The 18,109-nt window shown below is 60.2% G+C and carries 15 protein-coding genes; 4 read left to right on the top strand and 11 right to left on the bottom strand.

Annotation, left to right across the window (positions count from 1 at the left end; all coding sequences use genetic code 11):
• Nucleotides 1-151 precede the first annotated feature (151 nt).
• A complete protein-coding gene (locus tag JUI81_RS10055) occupies nucleotides 152-2,128 on the bottom strand; it encodes a methyl-accepting chemotaxis protein (RefSeq protein ID WP_204124191.1) in 1,977 nt (658 codons plus the stop codon).
• Nucleotides 2,129-2,313: 185 nt separating this feature from the next.
• Complete coding sequence (locus JUI81_RS10060) at nucleotides 2,314-3,234, bottom strand: LysR substrate-binding domain-containing protein (RefSeq protein ID WP_019580487.1); 921 nt, start codon at nucleotides 3,232-3,234, stop codon at nucleotides 2,314-2,316.
• Between the two features lie 157 nt (nucleotides 3,235-3,391).
• On the opposite strand from JUI81_RS10060, the gene JUI81_RS10065 reads away from it, so the two are divergent.
• Complete coding sequence (locus JUI81_RS10065; RefSeq protein WP_204124192.1) at nucleotides 3,392-4,789, top strand: NorM family multidrug efflux MATE transporter; 1,398 nt, start codon at nucleotides 3,392-3,394, stop codon at nucleotides 4,787-4,789.
• 104 nt (nucleotides 4,790-4,893) lie between these two features.
• Here JUI81_RS10065 and JUI81_RS10070 read toward each other — a convergent pair whose 3' ends face one another.
• Nucleotides 4,894-6,558: a bifunctional diguanylate cyclase/phosphodiesterase gene (locus JUI81_RS10070; RefSeq protein ID WP_019580484.1), complete on the bottom strand. Its 1,665-nt coding sequence runs from the start codon at nucleotides 6,556-6,558 to the stop codon at nucleotides 4,894-4,896.
• Between the two features lie 262 nt (nucleotides 6,559-6,820).
• Here JUI81_RS10070 and rep point away from each other — a divergent pair, with 262 nt between their 5' ends.
• Both rep and JUI81_RS10080 read left to right on the top strand, forming a co-directional pair.
• A complete protein-coding gene (gene rep, locus JUI81_RS10075) occupies nucleotides 6,821-8,830 on the top strand; it encodes a DNA helicase Rep (RefSeq protein ID WP_018927510.1) in 2,010 nt (669 codons plus the stop codon).
• Between the two features lie 57 nt (nucleotides 8,831-8,887).
• Complete coding sequence (locus JUI81_RS10080) at nucleotides 8,888-9,460, top strand: xanthine phosphoribosyltransferase (RefSeq protein ID WP_018927509.1); 573 nt, start codon at nucleotides 8,888-8,890, stop codon at nucleotides 9,458-9,460.
• Between the two features lie 53 nt (nucleotides 9,461-9,513).
• Here JUI81_RS10080 and JUI81_RS10085 read toward each other — a convergent pair whose 3' ends face one another.
• From JUI81_RS10085 to dadA, 7 genes are all read right to left on the bottom strand, one after another.
• A complete protein-coding gene (locus JUI81_RS10085) occupies nucleotides 9,514-10,665 on the bottom strand; it encodes a hypothetical protein (protein WP_096479374.1) in 1,152 nt (383 codons plus the stop codon).
• A gap of 227 nt (nucleotides 10,666-10,892) precedes the next feature.
• Complete coding sequence (locus JUI81_RS10090; protein ID WP_204124193.1) at nucleotides 10,893-12,815, bottom strand: acetyl-CoA hydrolase/transferase family protein; 1,923 nt, start codon at nucleotides 12,813-12,815, stop codon at nucleotides 10,893-10,895.
• A 129-nt stretch (nucleotides 12,816-12,944) separates the two neighbouring features.
• A complete protein-coding gene (locus tag JUI81_RS10095; protein ID WP_081625748.1) occupies nucleotides 12,945-13,373 on the bottom strand; it encodes a cytochrome c5 family protein in 429 nt (142 codons plus the stop codon).
• Nucleotides 13,374-13,543: 170 nt separating this feature from the next.
• Entirely contained in the window at nucleotides 13,544-14,092 is a 549-nt protein-coding gene (locus JUI81_RS10100) for a cupin domain-containing protein (RefSeq protein WP_018927504.1), read from the bottom strand.
• A gap of 128 nt (nucleotides 14,093-14,220) precedes the next feature.
• Entirely contained in the window at nucleotides 14,221-15,294 is a 1,074-nt protein-coding gene (alr, locus tag JUI81_RS10105; protein WP_019580481.1) for an alanine racemase, read from the bottom strand.
• Between the two features lie 109 nt (nucleotides 15,295-15,403).
• A complete protein-coding gene (locus JUI81_RS10110; protein WP_019580480.1) occupies nucleotides 15,404-15,757 on the bottom strand; it encodes a RidA family protein in 354 nt (117 codons plus the stop codon).
• Complete coding sequence (gene dadA / locus JUI81_RS10115; RefSeq protein ID WP_026331818.1) at nucleotides 15,729-17,033, bottom strand: D-amino acid dehydrogenase; 1,305 nt, start codon at nucleotides 17,031-17,033, stop codon at nucleotides 15,729-15,731. Before dadA ends, JUI81_RS10110 begins: the two co-directional genes overlap by 29 nt.
• A 156-nt stretch (nucleotides 17,034-17,189) precedes the next feature.
• On the opposite strand from dadA, the gene JUI81_RS10120 reads away from it, so the two are divergent.
• On the top strand, nucleotides 17,190-17,678 hold the full coding sequence (locus JUI81_RS10120; protein WP_003177284.1) for an Lrp/AsnC ligand binding domain-containing protein: 489 nt from the start codon (nucleotides 17,190-17,192) through the stop codon (nucleotides 17,676-17,678).
• Nucleotides 17,679-17,681: 3 nt separating this feature from the next.
• On the opposite strand, the gene JUI81_RS10125 is transcribed toward JUI81_RS10120, so the two are convergent.
• Nucleotides 17,682-18,035: a YkgJ family cysteine cluster protein gene (locus tag JUI81_RS10125; protein WP_007934627.1), complete on the bottom strand. Its 354-nt coding sequence runs from the start codon at nucleotides 18,033-18,035 to the stop codon at nucleotides 17,682-17,684.
• Nucleotides 18,036-18,109: the final 74 nt, after the last annotated feature.

Here is an 18,109-nt window from a genome sequence, read left to right on the forward strand (position 1 = left end):
TTATAAACTTGAAGAAACGTTTCAGCAAGTATAAAAATCGAGATCACGACGGCAAATGCCAAATGATCGTCGATACGGGGCTTGTGGGTAACGCGGAGAATCGAGTTGATGCCATCGCGAGCCTACTCGCGATGGCGATTTGGGCAGCGCCTCAACGAAACCGGTCAACCTCATGCCGCAAGTCCGCCGCGAGCTTCTCCAGCTCTTTGGCAGTCACCGCCAGGTTCGACACCACTTCCCGCTGCTCACTGTTCGCCAGGGCAATGCTTTGCAGATTGCTGCTGAGCAAGGTCGCGGTACTGCTTTGCTCTTGGGTGGCGGTGGTGATGGCGGCGAACTGCTGACCGGCCGAGCGGCTTTGCTCATCGATTCGCGCCAGGGCTGAAGCGACGTTGGCGTTGCGCGACAAGCCTTCCTGCATCAGCACGTTACCCTGCTCCATGGTGCTGATCGCGTTGCCGGTTTCCTGCTGGATACTCTGGATCATCCCGGAAATTTCGTCAGTGGCCTGGCGAGTACGTGAGGCCAGGTTACGCACCTCATCGGCCACCACCGCAAACCCACGACCTTGTTCACCGGCACGGGCGGCTTCGATGGCAGCGTTGAGTGCCAGCAAATTGGTTTGCTCGGCGATCGCGGTGATCACCCCGACAATGCCGCCGATTTCCTGGGAGCGCTGACCCAAGGTGTTGATCACAGTCGCGGTGCTGTTCAGCGCACCAGCGATTTGTTCCAGGGATGAGGACGCTTCGTCCATCGACGTACGACCGATCTGGGTTTGCTGTGCATTTTCCTGCGCCAAGCGCTGGGTGTTGCCCATGTTGTCGGCAATGTTCAACGAGGTGGCGCTGAACTCTTCCACGGCGCCGGCCATGCTGGTGATCTCGCCGGACTGCTGCTCCATCCCTTCATAGGCACCACCGGACAAGCCAGACAACGCCTGGGCGCGGCTGTTGACCTCTTCCGAGGCTCTACGAATGTGCTCGACCATGGTCGACAAAGCCTGGCTCATCTGGTTGAAAGCGCGGGCCAACTGACCGATTTCGTCGTTGCTCGACACGCTCAGGCGCACGCTCAAATCACCGGCACCCAAGGCTTCGGCCTGACGCACCAGATCCCCCAGCGGCGCCAGTTTGCTGCGCAACAACCAGACCGCCGAACCCACCGCCAGCAACATCGCCAACAGGCTGCCGATGGCCAGGCGAATGCCGACGCTCCAGGTCACTGCGCGGATTTCCGCTTTCGGCATGCTCGCCACCACCGACCACGGCCCACCTTCGAACGGCACGGCAATGCTGTAGAAGTCTTGCGACTTGTCGCTCCAGAAATCGCCCTTGCCCGGTGTCTTGGCCAGACCGACGATGGCCGGTGCTGCCACGTCCAACGCTTGCACACCGGCGATCGGTACCAGCCATTTGCTCTGCTCATCGAGCAACGCCAGGGAGCCGGTCTGGCCGATGCGGAAGCGCTTGAGGTTTTCGAATTGGGCGTTCTGTGCGTCGGTGTAATCGAATCCTACGAACAGCACGGCAATCACCTTACCGCCGCTGTCGCGTACGGGGGTGTACTGAGTCATGTAGGACCGTTCGAAGAGCAAAGCACGACCGACGTAGCTCTGCCCGGCCATCAAGCGCGCATAGGCCGGATGAGCGTGATCCAGCAATGTGCCGATGGCCCGGGTGCCGTCCTGTTTGCTCAGGGACGTGCTGACCCGGATGAAGTCTTCGCCACTGCGCACGAACAGCGTCGCAACGCCGGCAGTCATTTGCTTGAACTCATCCACTTCCTTGAAGTTGTTGTTCAACACTTCGCCACCCAGGTGCAGGCCCGGGGTCTGCACACCCGCCACGGTCACCGGCTCATCCGGGTGCACGCTCAGACCGGCGCTGAAGCGCTTCTCGAACAGCCCGCTGAGGCGCTGGGTACTCTCACGCAACGTGCCGTGGAACGTGCTCAGCTGATCGGCCAGCAGCCGCGCCTCGCTGGCCAGGTGCTCTTCGCGGGTGGCGAGGTTGGCGGCGTCCAGCGAGCGCAGGGCAAACACGGCGCTGCCGCTGATGACAATCGCCAATATCACGGCAAGCGCAAGACCCAGCTGTGAAGCAATCCGAGCACGAGGTTGAGACATGACAGCTCCTGACCCAGTGGGCCGGATCATCCTGATCCCGTCGCACTCGGCTAAATTTCTGATTGTGGGGAAAACGTGGAGCCTGGTACGAAGGTTCCATCAGCAGATTTTCGGCGGCAAAGCCGAATACTTGAGTGATTAACGGGGATATGGCTCAAGGCCGCCATTGCAGCGGCTCCATCGATTCAGCCCAGGCGCTCGACATCCGGTAATTCCATAGCCCGGACTTCGCCTTGCAGGAAATCGCTGAGCCGGCGCAAACGTTCACCTCCCGGGCGGGTTTTCGGCCAGACCAGGTAATAATTCTCACCACTGGCGACGGCCGTCGGCCACGGCAAACTCAGACGTCCCTGCGCGACATCCTCCGCCACCATCAGCAAATCACCCATGGACACGCCGTAGCCACGGGCGGCAGCGATCATGCCCAGTTCCAGGGTGTCGAACACCTGCCCGCCCTTGAGCGAGACCTGATCGCTCAGGCCCATGCGCTCCAGCCAGTTGCGCCAGTCACGGCGGTCCGGCGTCGGGTGCAGCAGTTCGGTGCTGGCCAGGCGCGCAACGTCCCACGGTTGATCCTTCAGCAGATTCGGCGCGCCCACCGGAATCAACTCTTCGGGGAACAGCAAAGTCGTCTCCCAGTCCGGTGGAAAATGCCCGTTGCTGAGGATGACGGCGCAGTCGAAGGGTTCGTGGTTGAAGTCCACCGTATCGACGTCCATCCAGGCGCTGGTCAATTGCACCTCGTTCCCCGGGCGCAAATGCCGAAAGCGACTGAGCCGCGCCAACAGCCAACGCATGGTCAGGGTCGACGGGGCTTTCATGCGCAGGATGTCGTCTTCGGCGCGCAAGGTGTTGCAGGCCCGCTCAAGGGCGGTGAAGCCTTCGCGAATGCCCGGCAGGATCAGCCGCGCTGACTCGGTCAGTTGCAGGTTGCGCCCGCTGCGATGAAACAGCCGACAGGCGAAATGCTCTTCGAGCGTACGAATGTGCCGGCTGACCGCACTTTGCGTGATCGACAACTCTTCGGCGGCGCGGGTAAACGAACTATGCCGCGCCGCCGCTTCGAATGCTCGAAGGGCATACAAGGGAGGAAGACGACGAGACATTGGGAAACCTCCTATAGCGCGGTTGCCTCAACTTATCAGAAAGTCCCGAGCATGAGTTTAAATCATGCCACCCATCCTTTTTATCCCTTTGTGGAAACCCCGCAGAGCGCCGAGAATCAACGCTTCCTGTTCTCTCTGACAATCGAGCGTGATGATCATGCAGCATCCAGCGCGTATTGAACTCTGGGCCATCCTGCGGCTGGCGGGGCCGTTGATTGCCTCGCAGTTGGCGCACATGTTGATGGTCCTCACCGACACCTTGATGATGGCGCGCCTGAGTCCCGAGGCGCTGGCCGGCGGCGGTCTGGGCGCGGCGACGTATTCGTTCGTGTCGATCTTCTGCATCGGCGTGATCGCGGCGGTCGGCACCCTGGTGGCGATCCGTCAGGGCGCGGGCGACATCATCGGCGCAGCGCGGCTGACCCAGGCCGGTTTGTGGCTGGCCTGGTTGATGGCGCTGGTGGCGGGCCTGCTGCTGTGGAACCTCAAACCGGTGCTGCTGCTGTTCGGCCAGACCGCAACCAACGTCCAGGCTGCCGGCCAGTTTCTGTTGATCCTGCCGTTCGCCCTGCCCGGCTACCTGAGTTTCATGGCGCTGCGCGGCTTCACCAGCGCCATCGGCCGGGCGACGCCGGTGATGGTCATCAGCCTCGGCGGCACCGTGGCCAACTTCCTGCTCAACTACGCGTTGATCACCGGCATGTTCGGCCTGCCGAAAATGGGCCTGATGGGCATCGGTCTGGTCACAGCGATCGTGGCCAACCTGATGGCGCTGGCGCTCGCGCTGCACATTCGTCGGCACCCGGCCTATGACGCTTATCCGTTGCGCCAGGGGCTGTCGCGGCCCAATCGTCAGTACTTGAAGGAGTTGTGGCGCCTGGGCCTGCCGATTGGCAGCACCTATGCGGTGGAAGTCGGCCTGTTTGCCTTCGCCGCGCTGTGCATGGGCACCATGGGCAGCACGCAACTGGCGGCGCACCAGATCGCCCTGCAAATCGTCTCGGTGGCGTTCATGGTGCCGGCGGGGCTTTCCTACGCGATCACCATGCGCATCGGCCAGCATTACGGCGCCGGGCAATTGCTGGATGCGCGGCTGGCCGGACGGGTCGGGATCGCCTTCGGGGCGGTGTCGATGCTGGGGTTTGCGATGGTCTTCTGGCTGCTGCCGAATCAGTTGATAGGCTTGTTCCTCGACCACAACGACCCGGCGTTCCGCCCGGTCATCGAACTGGCCGTGAGCTTGTTGGCGGTGGCGGCGTGGTTCGAGCTGTTCGACGGCACGCAAACCATTGCCATGGGCTGCATTCGCGGACTCAAGGATGCCAAGACCACGTTCCTGGTGGGTTTGGGCTGCTATTGGCTGATTGGTGCGCCGGCCGCCTGGTGGATGGCCTTCCATCTGAACTGGGGGCCGACGGGCGTCTGGTGGGGGTTGGCGCTGGGGCTGGCGTGTGCGGCGGTGAGCCTGACGCTGGCGTTTGAGTGGAAGATGACGCGGATGATTCGGCGCGAGCCATCGTCGCAGCCGAGCTTCCAAATCACCCAGCCTGATTAAACCCTATAGGAGCGAGGCTTGCCCGCGAAGGCGGAGTGTCAGTTAACAACAATATCGACTGACACTCCGCCTTCGCGGGCAAGCCTCGCTCCTACGGTACGTTGTTAAGCCAGCACAGCCTGCTGGCTGGAGCCGAAGGTCAAATACTCAACCAATTCCGCCAACGGCAACGGCTTGCTGATCAGATACCCCTGCACCTGATCGCAACCAAATCCGCGCAACAAATCCAGCTGCTCCGGTGTTTCCACCCCTTCGGCAACCACTTCGAGGTTGAGGTTGTGCGCCAGGTTGATCATGGCGTGCACCAGTTTGCGATTCTCTTCCCGCTCTTCCATGCCGCCGACAAAGCTCTTGTCGACCTTCAACAAGGCGATCGGCAGGCTGTTCAGGTGCACGAACGATGAGAACCCGGTACCGAAATCGTCCAGCGAGAAGCGCACACCGAGCCGCCCGAGGGCGTCCATGGTCTGCTTGACCAGGTCACTGCGACGCATCACCGCGGTTTCGGTCAGTTCGAATTCCAGCCATTGCGCCTCGACGCCACGCTCGGCAATCAGCCGGCTCAGGGTCGACAGTAACTGGCTGTCCTGAAACTGCCGGAACGACAGGTTGATCGCCATGTGCAGCGCCGGCAGACCCCGCTCACGCAACGCCTGCATGTCCCGCAGGGCTCGGGAAATCACCCAGTAACCCAGCGGCACGATCAAGCCGCTTTGCTCGGCCAGCGGCACGAACTCGCTGGGGGGCAGCAAACCGCGTTCGCCATGACGCCAGCGCACCAAAGCTTCGAGGCCGACGATCTGACCGTCCTCAAGGTTCAGGCGCGGCTGGTAATGCAACTCCAGCTCATCGCGGCGTAAGGCCCGGCGCAGCTCGCTTTCAAGGTCGGCGATGCTGCGGGCATTGCGATTGATCCGCTCGTTGAAGATGTGAAAGGTGCAGCCTTGAGTACTCTTGGCCTGCTGCATGGCGATGTGCGCGTGCCACATCAGCGGGTCGGCGCCGGCCTGCGCCCGGGCGTGAGCAATGCCGAGACTGGAACCGATCAACAGGCTTTCGCCGTCGATCCAGTAGGGTTCGGACAAGGCTTCGGTAATCCGTTCGGCCATCCATTCAGCGCGCTGCGGGGCGCGGCGGGTGTCGATCAGCAGGGCGAACTCATCGCTACCCAGCCGCGCCAGTTGATCGCCGGCCTCCAGCTGGCTTTTCAGCCGCGAGACCACTTGCAGAATCAACCGGTCGCCTGCCTGATGGCCGAGGGCGTCGTTGGCATGTCGAAAGTTGTCGAGGTCGAGGTGACCGAGGGCCAGGCCGCGGCCGTCGTTGTCCGCCAGACGCGCCGCCAGCAAGGTCTGGAAACCCTGACGGTTGGCGATGCCGGTCAGCGGATCCTGCTCGGCCAGGCGCTGCAAGGTGTTTTCCAACACCCCACGCTCACGCACATGACGCAGACAGCGGCGCAACATGCCGGGATCCAGCAGATTGCGCACCAACCAGTCGCTCACACCGTCGGGCGGCGCCAGCGGCTCGTGTTCGAGCAGCAACACCGTCGGCAGGCTGCAACGGCCAGGTGCCGGCTGCAGAGCAGGAATCGTCAACAACACCGCGCTGCGGTTGTCATCGAACAGGTTGCTGACCGACTCCCAGCTCGGCGCGCTGAGCAGCACTGCCGAACTCCCCATTGGAGCCAGACACTCGCGCAACAACGCTGCCCACGCCGGCTCTTCGGCCAGTAGCAGCAAACGCAAGGGTTCGACAGGCGTAGACAAGCTAGCTCCCTAGACTCTGCAAAGATGTAGGCGGCGCGCATTATGCCGCTCGGGTAACCAATGACCCAATATCATCGGTTATCAAACACGACTTCGAGTCTTGAATACGTACATTAGACGCGAATTCATTGCGCATCCTGCGTGAAAGTATCAAAACCGGCAAATAGAGATCGCGTGTTGCGTCACAAGTCGGAGAGAGCAGCACAATTCTCAGAGCCTGTTAAAATGCCGGCCCATTTCGCTAACGACTCCCTGATTTCGTATGTCCCGACTCAATCCCCGGCAGCAAGAAGCCGTGAGCTACGTCGGCGGCCCTCTTTTGGTGCTCGCCGGCGCAGGCTCCGGCAAGACCAGCGTGATCACCCGCAAAATTGCGCATCTGATCCAGAGCTGCGGCATCCGTGCCCAGTACATCGTCGCCATGACCTTTACCAACAAGGCCGCGCGGGAGATGAAGGAACGGGTCGGCACGCTGCTCAAGGGCGGTGAAGGCCGCGGCCTGACGGTGTGCACCTTTCACAATCTGGGCCTGAACATCATCCGCAAGGAACATGTGCGGCTGGGCTATAAACCGGGCTTCTCGATCTTCGACGAGACCGACGTCAAAGCCCTGATGACCGACATCATGCAGAAGGAATACTCGGGCGACGACGGCGTCGACGAGATCAAGAACATGATCGGCGCCTGGAAAAACGACCTGATCCTGCCGCCCGAAGCCCTGGAAAACGCACGCAACCCCAAGGAACAGACCGCCGCCATCGTCTACACCCACTACCAGCGCACGCTCAAGGCGTTCAACGCGGTGGACTTCGACGACCTGATCCTGCTGCCGGTAAAACTGTTCCAGGAACACGACGACATCCTGGAAAAATGGCAGAACAAGGTCCGCTACCTGCTGGTGGACGAATACCAGGACACCAACGCCAGCCAGTATTTGCTGGTGAAACTGCTGATCGGCAAACGCAACCAGTTCACCGTGGTAGGCGACGACGACCAGTCGATCTACGCCTGGCGCGGCGCCCGCCCGGAAAACCTGATGCTGCTCAAGGACGATTACCCGTCCCTGAAAGTGGTGATGCTGGAGCAGAACTACCGCTCCACCAGCCGCATCCTGCGCTGCGCCAACGTGCTGATTTCGAACAACCCGCACGAATTCGAAAAGCAGCTGTGGAGTGAAATGGGTCACGGCGACGAGATCCGCGTGATCCGCTGCCGCAACGAAGACGCCGAAGCCGAGCGCGTGGCCGTGGAAATCCTCAGCCTGCACTTGCGCACCGACCGGCCCTACAGCGATTTTGCGATTCTGTATCGCGGCAACTACCAGGCCAAGCTGATCGAGCTGAAGCTGCAGCATCACCAGGTGCCTTACCGACTGTCCGGCGGCAACAGCTTTTTCGGACGCCAGGAAGTGAAGGACCTGATGGCCTACTTCCGCCTGATCGTGAACCCGGACGACGACAACGCCTTCCTGCGGGTGATCAACGTCCCACGCCGGGAGATCGGTTCGACCACCCTGGAGAAGCTGGGCAACTACGCCACCGAGCGAAAAATCTCGATGTACGCCGCCACCGACGAAATCGGCCTGGGCGAACACCTGGACAGCCGCTTCACCGATCGCCTGTCGCGCTTCAAACGCTTCATGGACAAGGTCCGCGAGCAGTGCGCCGGCGAAGACCCGATCTCCGCCCTGCGCAGCATGGTCATGGACATCGACTACGAGAACTGGCTGCGCACCAACAGCTCCAGCGACAAGGCCGCCGATTACCGCATGGGTAACGTCTGGTTCCTGATCGAGGCGCTGAAGAACACGCTGGAGAAAGACGAAGACGGCGAGATGACCGTCGAAGACGCCATCGGCAAACTCGTGCTGCGCGACATGCTGGAGCGTCAGCAGGAAGAGGAAGACGGCGCCGAAGGTGTGCAGATGATGACCTTGCACGCCTCCAAGGGCCTGGAATTCCCTTACGTGTTCATCATGGGCATGGAAGAGGAAATCCTCCCGCACCGTTCCAGCATCGAAGCCGACACTATCGAAGAGGAACGCCGCCTGGCCTACGTCGGGATTACCCGAGCGCGTCAGACGCTGGCTTTCACCTTCGCCGCCAAGCGTAAGCAATATGGCGAGATCATCGACTGCGCGCCCAGCCGCTTCCTCGATGAACTGCCGCCGGACGACCTGGCCTGGGAAGGCAACGACGACACCCCGACCGAAGTCAAAGCCGTTCGTGGCAACAGCGCATTGGCAGATATACGCGCAATGCTAAAGCGCTAGAATTGACCACATTTATTTAGACCTTCGGCGCAACAGACGCCAACAGAGGACAGCTTCATGGAAGCACTGCACAAGAAAATTCGCGAAGAAGGCATCGTGCTTTCCGACCAGGTCCTGAAAGTCGACGCCTTTCTGAACCACCAGATCGACCCGGCCCTGATGAAGCTGATCGGCGACGAATTCGCCTCGCTGTTCAAGGATTCGGGCATCACCAAGATCGTCACCATCGAAGCCTCGGGTATCGCCCCGGCGATCATGACCGGCCTGAACCTCGGCGTACCGGTGATTTTCGCGCGCAAGCATCAGTCCCTGACCCTGACTGAAAACCTGCTGTCGGCGACGGTCTACTCGTTCACCAAGCAGACCGAAAGCACTGTGGCGATCTCCCCGCGTCACCTGACCAGCAGCGACCGCGTGCTGATCATCGACGACTTCCTGGCCAACGGTAAGGCGTCGCAAGCGCTGATCTCGATCATCAAACAGGCCGGCGCGACCGTGGCCGGTCTGGGCATCGTGATCGAGAAATCGTTCCAGGGTGGCCGTGCGGAACTGGATGCCCAGGGTTATCGCGTGGAATCGTTGGCTCGGGTGCAATCGCTGAAGGATGGCGTTGTAACCTTCATCGAATAAAGCCACACCGCCTATGCCTTGTGGGAGCGAGCCTGCTTGCTCCCACTTCGGTTTCAAGCCTTTGACAGGTCCATTCTGTAACCCGCCCCAGGCGTTCCTTCATGCATCGCCGCCTGAATGTCCGCATACAAAGCGTTCGCCTCAGCGGTAGTGATTGATCGCGAACAATCACGCAGCACCACGCGTAAAAGCACATTCTCCTGACCCGGCAGCAGCCCGAGCCTTTCAATTGCCTGCGCGGGTAAATCCGAGAACTCCCACCTTCCCTTGACTTGCATCTCCTCGATCCAGTCAGAGCAGTCGCCGGCCGCCTGCAACATTCTTTCAGTCAACACTTCCTCGCTCAGCCCCGGCGTTACCGCCAACGAAATATCACGAGCAATCGACGGCAAACGAGATACCGCCGTCCATGGATTCAGATCATGCATCTGCGCCTGCACTCGCACGTTCTGATCACGCAGCAAGCGAATATCCGGAATGCCTTTTCGCAACATCGTCAGGCGATCCAGACCCATCCCGAGTGCCAGCCCTCCATGATGCAGCGGGTCAATGTTCAAACGCTCCAACAAAGACCTCGCAATACGACCGCACTCCAGCACCTCAACCGGAGCCCCATCATTCAACACATTCACTTCGATTCCTCCCTCCGTGTAGTGATGCGGACTATCGCTGTAGACCCAAGATTTATCGGGAACGGCAGACTTAAGAATATCGCCGACCAAACGCAACAGATGTTCGTGCGTTGCCAGTTCCGGATCACCCAGCACCCAAATATCCATTTGATGCGGTTCCGCGCAATGCCAACGATCCCGACTATCACGACGGAAAGTAATACCTGGTGCTGCCAGCAGTATCGTCTGTCCCGACTGCCGCACCTGAGCCGCTCGCTGAAGCGCTACCGGAATCTGACTGGTGGTTTGTGTTCGCAACAGCGAGCACTCATCGACCCAACGGGTGTGCTCGCTCCCGAGCGTAATCTCTGCAGGGTCATAACCGAGCAGACCGTAATTTTCTTCAGCAGACACAATCCGCGGCCCAGTTTGTAGTTGCGCTTGGGGCCAACCTTTTTCAGAGAGTCCCTGGAGGATTTCATTTAGCAGCAATCGAACAGCGTGATCGGGATCGTTTGTTTCGGTTAGATCAACCAGTAACAGAGCTTGTTTAAGTGCGGCGTCCGTAACAGTTTTCCTTGAAGACGTGTCCATGCTCTTTCTCTCAACAATGGGTCCTTGCCGACAAGGTACACAGCTGTTGGGGTGTATCGCCGTAGAGCAGGGAAAATCAGAAGGGGCTGACAGCACAGTCTTACTCTGCAGACGTGCAAACTTAGAAAGAATTTAAGTGTAGGTATTGGTTCGCTCGAGAAGGGACTGTCCCTCACGGGCAAGTCGAATCGTCGCACCGCCGCTCCCACAGGTTTTTGTGGCGGCTGTTAATGCACGGTAGCCTTCAGGCCAGCCAGCAACAACCGCTGAAACAAATCCTCTTTCAACCCCTCCGGCTTCGTCAGCTGCATGCGCTCCAGATGCTCGGGAAACTCCGCCGGCTCCGGCGCATCCAGCGCCGCCCTGCCCAATTCCAGAATCTCCGTGAGCTTGAACTTGCTCTTCAACCAGTTCAGCGCCCGCAATAAATCCCGCTCCTGCGCCGTGAAATCACAGCCCAACGGATATTCCGGAAACAGATTCGAATGCCGGGCCTGAATGGCCTGTAAACGCTGCGGGCTGTTGTCGGCGAAACGCGGATCGAGGCGAAAATGCTTCGATAATTTGCCAGCGTTCTGCGCCTGTTCGATCAGCCCCGGCTGGAAGCGTGAGTCGCTGATGTTCAGCAACGCCTCGATCACCGCCGCGTCGGTCTTGCCCCGCAAATCGGCGATGCCGTACTCGGTGATGACGATGTCCCGCAGATGCCGCGGGATCGTGCAGTGGCCGTATTCCCAGACGATGTTCGAACTGACTTCACCACCCGACTCACGCCAACTGCGCAGAAGCAGGATCGAACGCGCGCCTTCCAGTGCATGGCCTTGAGCGACGAAGTTGTATTGCCCGCCAACGCCGCTCAGCACCCGCCCGTCTTCAAGTTGATCGGCCACGCCGGCGCCGAGCAGGGTCATGGTGAATACGGTGTTGATGAAGCGCGCATCAAGGCGCTGCAAGCGTTTGAGTTCTTCCTGGCCGTAGAGCTCATTGATGTAGCTGATGCGGGTCATGTTGAATTCGAGCCGTTTGCTCTGCGGCAACTCGCGCAAGCGCTCGTAGTAACTGCGCGGGCCGAGAAAAAACCCGCCATGCACCGAGATGCCGTCGGTTTGCGCGGCTTCGTTCAACGTGCCGGCGTTGGCCTGCTGCTGGGTCAACACATCCGGGTAGACCTTGCGTCGCACGATCCCGGCGTCCGCCAGCACCAGCAAGCCGTTGACGAACATTTCACTGCATCCGTAAAGGCCCTTGGCGAACGGTTCGATGCCCCCTTCGCGCTCGATCAGCTGCGCCCACTGGCTGAGATTCAGATCCGCCAGCAACGCCTTGTAACCATCACTGTCCGCCTGCCGCGCCAGCAGCGCCGCCGTCAGGGCATCGCCCATTGCACCAATGCCGATCTGCAAGGTGCCGCCATCGCGCACCAGTGTGCTGGCGTGCAGCCCGATGAAATGATCCTGGCAACCCACCGGCATGTTCGGCGTGGAGAACAACGTGGTGCTGTCCTTGGCGTCGATCAGCAGGTCGAAGGTGTCGATGCCGACTTCCGCGTCACCGGGCATGTACGGCAAATCGTTGTGCACCTGGCCCACCATCAGGATTGTCTCCCCCGCCGCACGGCGCTTGGCGATCATCGGCAACAGGTCGAGGGTGATGTCCGGGTTGCAGCTCAGGCTCAGGCGATCGGGATGTTCGCTGTGGCTGGCGACCAGTTGCGCCACCAGGTTCAATCCGGCGGCGTTGATGTCCCGCGCGGCGTGGCTGTAATTGCTACTGACGTAATCCTGCTGGGCCGGGGCGCTGTTCAGCAGGCTGCCCGGCTGCATGAAGAACTGATGAATGTGGATGTTGTTCGGTAAGCTGTCGCGATGCAGGTCAGCGAGGAAATCCAGTTCCGGGTAATCGCCGAACACCCGGTCGATGAAGGGTTCGAGGAAACGCTTTTGTAAACCATCGCCCAAGGGCGGGCGTCCAAGGCACAGGGCGGTGTAGACCGTCAGCTGCCGCTCGGGCAGTTGCGCGATGCGTTGATACAGCGCGTTGACGAAGGGGTTGGGTTTGCCCAGCCCCAGCGGCAGGCCCATGTGGATATGCGCCGGCAATCGTGCCAGGACGTCATCGACCGCCTGCTCGATAGAACACAACTGCACCATCTGATCCTCCCGCCCAACCCATGAATTGGGTTGGACCGAGCTTGCCGGGTCTTTGCTGCAAAGAATAGCCTCAGGCAAATCGCAGGCACAAAAAAGCCGCTCGTAAGCGGCTTTTCGTTGAAAACAGGCTTATTTCAGGCCAGACATCTTCTGGATGGCGCCTTCAAGGTCTTTCAGTTCGCAGTCACTGCAGGTGCCTTTTGGCGGCATCGCATTGAGCCCGCTCAACGCTACCTTCGCCAAGCCAGCAGCGGTGCCGCCTTCTTTATCGGCACGTTTTTTCCAGTCTGCGGCATCACCGATCTTCGGTGCGCCCAACAGGCCGGTGCCATGGCAAGCATTGCAGTGTTTGGCAATAATTTCGTCAGGAGTTTTCGACGCACCGCCGCCAACCGAAGCTGCGACTTCCATCCCCTTGCATTCTTTACCCTGCACACAGACTTGGCCGACTGGTTCAAGACGTTTAGCGATATCGTCGTTGGTCGCAGCTTGTGCGCTGACTGCCCAAAGGGCCAATACGGTTGCTGGTGCGGCCAGCATTTTCATAATTAGGTTCACGCGTACACCCTCAATGGTGGCTAGTCACGCCTGCGGCCACGGTTCGCAGGCGGGCGCAAGTATAGCGGTAAGCCCGCCACACTGAAACAACCCCAAAGTCGAAGGGGTCTTATCACAAGGCGGGAAGGCAGCATGGGCGTCTGTGCAATCCGGGCACGACGCCGTGTCTCTTAGAAATTCGCTGGAGTGGCTGCGCTGATTAGTCGCGCCGGGGCATCGAACGGATTCCGAAAACGGTGCGGCTTGGTACTTTCAAAGTAGTAGCTGTCGCCGGCCTCGAGCACAAATGTTTCGAGCCCTACCACCAGTTCCAGCCGACCTTCCACCAGAATCCCGGTTTCCTCGCCCTCGTGGGTGAGCATCTCCTCACCGGTGTCGGCGCCTGGCGGGTAGATTTCGTTGAGGAACGCGATAGCCCGGCTCGGGTGAGCCCGACCGACGAGCTTCATGGTCACTGCGCCATCGGAAATATCGATCAGCTCGTGGGCCTTGTAGACGATCTGAGTCGGCTTTTCCTGCAGGATTTCTTCGGAAAAGAACTCGACCATGGACATGGGAATCCCGCCCAGTACCTTCCTCAGCGAACTGATCGAGGGGCTGACGCTGTTCTTCTCGATCATCGATATGGTGCTGTTGGTAACACCCGCGCGTTTGGCGAGCTCACGCTGGGAAAGACCTTTGAGCTTACGGATCGATTGCAGTCGTTCACCGACGTCCAATGCTGGAGCCTCCAGGGATTCAGGTTGCAAGAATATTGAGCGTTATCATGGCGACAGCGTTCAGTATTTACAACACTTGCGCCTGAATCCAGCCTGGCGAAGCGACTTTCGGTCGGGAGCGCTGTTTGTCAGGCCCCGGAATAGAGCAGCGGAACCCGACGCAGGTTGCAGAAGATCTGATAAGGAATCGTGTCGGCGGCTGTCGCGACGTCACTGGCGAGGATATTTTTGCCCCACAACTCGACGGGCGAACCGAGGCCGGCTTGCGGTACGTCGGTCAGGTCGACGCAGAGCATGTCCATCGATACCCGCCCCAGCAATTGACTACGCTGCCCGGCCACCAGCACCGGTGTGCCGCTCGGAGCCTGACGCGGATAACCGTCGGCGTACCCCATCGCCACCACGCCCACACGCATCGGTTTGGGGGTAATGAATTTCGCGCCGTAACCAATCGGCTCGCCGGCCGGCAGTTCACGCACGCAAATCACCTTCGATTCCAGAGTCATCACCGGTTGCAGGCGAGACGCCACGGCATTGGCCTCTTCGAACGGCGTCGCGCCGTAGAGCATGATGCCCGGGCGCACCCAATCGCTCGGAATCTGCGGCCAACCAAGCACCGCCGGCGAGTTACGCAGGCTGATTTCGGCCGCCAAACCCTTACGCGCCGCTTCGAATACCGCGACCTGATCGACGCTGGCGTGGCAGTGCAGTTCATCGGCGCGGGCGAAGTGACTCATCAACACGATCTTCGCCACCTGGCCGCTGGCCAGCAGCCGTTGATAGGCTGCCTGGTAATCCGCTGGATGCAGGCCAACCCGATGCATGCCGGAGTCGAGCTTGAGCCACACCGTGATCGGTTTGCTCAGCGTGGCTTTTTCGATGGCTTCGAGTTGCCACAACGAATGCACCACACACCAGAAGTCATGCTCGACGATCAGCGCCAACTCATCGGCTTCGAAAAAACCTTCCAGCAGCAACACCGGCGCACGAATACCGGCGGCGCGCAGCTCCAGGGCCTCTTCGATACACGCCACGGCAAAGCCGTCCGCCTCGGCTTCCAGCGCTTGGGCGCAACGCACCGCGCCATGGCCATAGGCATCTGCCTTGATCACCGCGAGGGCACGGGCACCCGTGACTTCACGGGCAATCCGGTAGTTGTGACGCAGGGCTTGGAGGTCGATCAGGGCACGGGCAGGACGCATGGCGGCAGACTTCTAGTCGGTCGTTGAAAAAAAACCGGCGCTGGCTGACAGCGTGAACCACCAACAGCGCCGGGAGAGGGATCTTGTGACTTGATTCAGGGCAGAGCGTTTATGGCAACGCGGCAACTACCGACAGCTCGACCAGGATTTGCGGTTCGCACAGTTTCGATTCGACCGTAGCACGGGCCGGCGCGACGCCTTTTGGCAGCCACTGGTCCCACACCGAATTCATGCCTGCGAAGTGCGCGTCGATGTCTTTCAGGTAAATGGTCACCGACAGCAGACGGTTCTTGTCCGTCCCGGCCAGATCCAGCAAACGCTCGATATTGGCGAGGGCTTCACGGGTCTGCTGTTCAATCCCGGCGCCCATGTCGTCGCCGACCTGTCCTGCCAGATACACAGTACCGTTATGGACAACGATCTGGCTCATGCGCTCATTGGTGAGCTGGCGCTGGATTGACATGTTTTGCAGGCTCCTTAAGTTTGTTGCCATAACGAGAAATATCGAGGCCTTCGGCGCTGATCTGCGGCGTTCTCTTGGCCATCAGGTCAGCCAGCAAACGACCGGAACCACAAGCCATGGTCCAGCCGAGCGTACCGTGGCCCGTATTCAAGAACAGGTTTTTGAACGGTGTGGCACCGACAATCGGCGTGCCGTCCGGAGTGGTCGGACGCAGGCCAGTCCAGAAACTCGCTTCGGGTAGATTGCCGCCCTGAGGATAAAGGTCGTTGACGATCATCTCCAGGGTTTCGCGCCGGCGCGGGTTCAACGACAGGTCAAAACCGGCGATTTCAGCCATGCCGCCGACGCGGATGCGGTTGTCGAAGCGGGTGATCGCGACCTTGTACGTCTCATCGAGAATGGTCGACGTCGGGGCCATCGCCGGGTTAGTGATCGGCACGGTCAGCGAGTAACCCTTGAGTGGGTACACCGGGGCCTTGATGCCCAGCGGCTTGAGCAACTGCGGCGAGTAACTGCCGAGGGCCAGCACGTAACGGTCGGCGGTTTCCAGCTTGCCGTCGATCCACACACCGTTGATGCGATCACCGGCGAAGTCGAGACGCTGGATGTCCTGGCCGAAACGGAACTCCACACCCAGTTTCACGGCCATTTCGGCCAGGCGGGTGGTGAAAATCTGGCAGTCGCCGGTCTGGTCGTTCGGCAGGCGCAAGGCACCGGCGAGGATGTCGGTGACGCTGGCCAGGGCCGGTTCGACCCGGGCAATACCGGCGCGGTCGAGCAGCTCGAACGGCACACCGGACTCTTTCAGCACGGCGATGTCTTTGGCGGCGCCATCGAGCTGCGCCTGGGTGCGGAACAGCTGGGTAGTCCCCAGGCTACGGCCTTCGTAGGCAATGCCGGTTTCGGCGCGCAATTCGTCGAGGCAGTCGCGGCTGTACTCGGACAGACGCACCATGCGCTCCTTGTTCACCGCGTAACGGCTGGCGGTGCAGTTGCGCAGCATCTGCGCCATCCACAGGTATTGGTCGATGTCGGCGGTGGCCTTGATCGCCAATGGCGCATGGCGCTGCAGCAGCCACTTGATGGCTTTGAGCGGCACGCCCGGTGCGGCCCACGGCGAGGCATAACCCGGCGAAACCTGCCCGGCGTTGGCGAAACTGGTTTCCATGGCCGGCGCTGGCTGACGGTCCACAACCGTCACTTCAAAGCCGGCTCGTGCCAGATAATAGGCACTGGCGGTACCGATGACGCCGCTACCCAAGACCAGAACGCGCATTTTCATATCCCTCATCGCGGCTTACCGCTGACGTTTATTGTGCAGACCGAAGATGTGGGCAGTTTAAAAAAGATTAGCCAGTGCTTTTCACTATATAAGTGCTTATATTTGGCGACAATTCTCGGCAAAAACCCTTTTCACGGAGGCGCATCCCCTATGCGGACCAATACTCAGACCAAACGTGAGCTGGACAAGATCGACCGCAACATCCTGCGGATTCTGCAAGCGGATGGGCGTATCTCCTTCACCGAACTGGGGGAAAAGGTCGGCCTCTCCACCACTCCCTGCACTGAACGGGTACGGCGCCTGGAGCGCGAAGGGATCATCATGGGCTACAACGCCCGGCTGAATCCGCAGCACCTGAAGGGTAGTCTGTTGGTGTTCGTCGAGATCAGTCTCGACTACAAATCCGGCGATACTTTCGAAGAGTTCCGACGTGCGGTGCTGAAACTGCCCCACGTCCTTGAATGCCATTTGGTGTCAGGGGACTTCGATTACCTGGTGAAAGCGCGGATTTCCGAGATGGCCTCGTACCGCAAATTGCTGGGCGACATCCTGCTCAAGTTGCCGCATGTGCGCGAATCCAAGAGCTATATCGTGATGGAAGAAGTGAAAGAGAGTTTGAGTCTGCCGATTCCGGATTGAGCCCTACACCAACACCTGCCGGGTACTGGCCATGTATTCGTGAATCTGCTTCTCGACCCGCGGGTGAATCAGCTCCACCGGCCGCCGCCCGTTGGGGCAAGGCAACGTCTTGGTGGTACCGAACAGACGGCAAATCAGCGGTCGCTCGTCATACACCGTGCAGCCGTTGGGCCCCAGATGGACGCAATTGAGTTCGTCCATCGCCGCGTCCTGCTCGGCCCGGGTCTTGCGCGGCAGGCGGGACATTTCTTCGGGCGAGGTGGTGACCGGCCCACAGCAGTCATGGCAGCCGGGCACGCACTCGAAGGTGGGAATCTGCTGGCGCAGCGTGCGAATTTTCTGACTGTTGCAGCTCATCTGAACGGTGACCGAATGCGGAATAGATGGGGATTCTGACGCAAAAGCCCCGACCCAGACAGCACCAACCGACC

The organism is Pseudomonas sp. 008 (assembly GCF_016861935.1).
In the GTDB taxonomy this organism is placed as follows: Bacteria; Pseudomonadota; Gammaproteobacteria; order Pseudomonadales; family Pseudomonadaceae; genus Aquipseudomonas.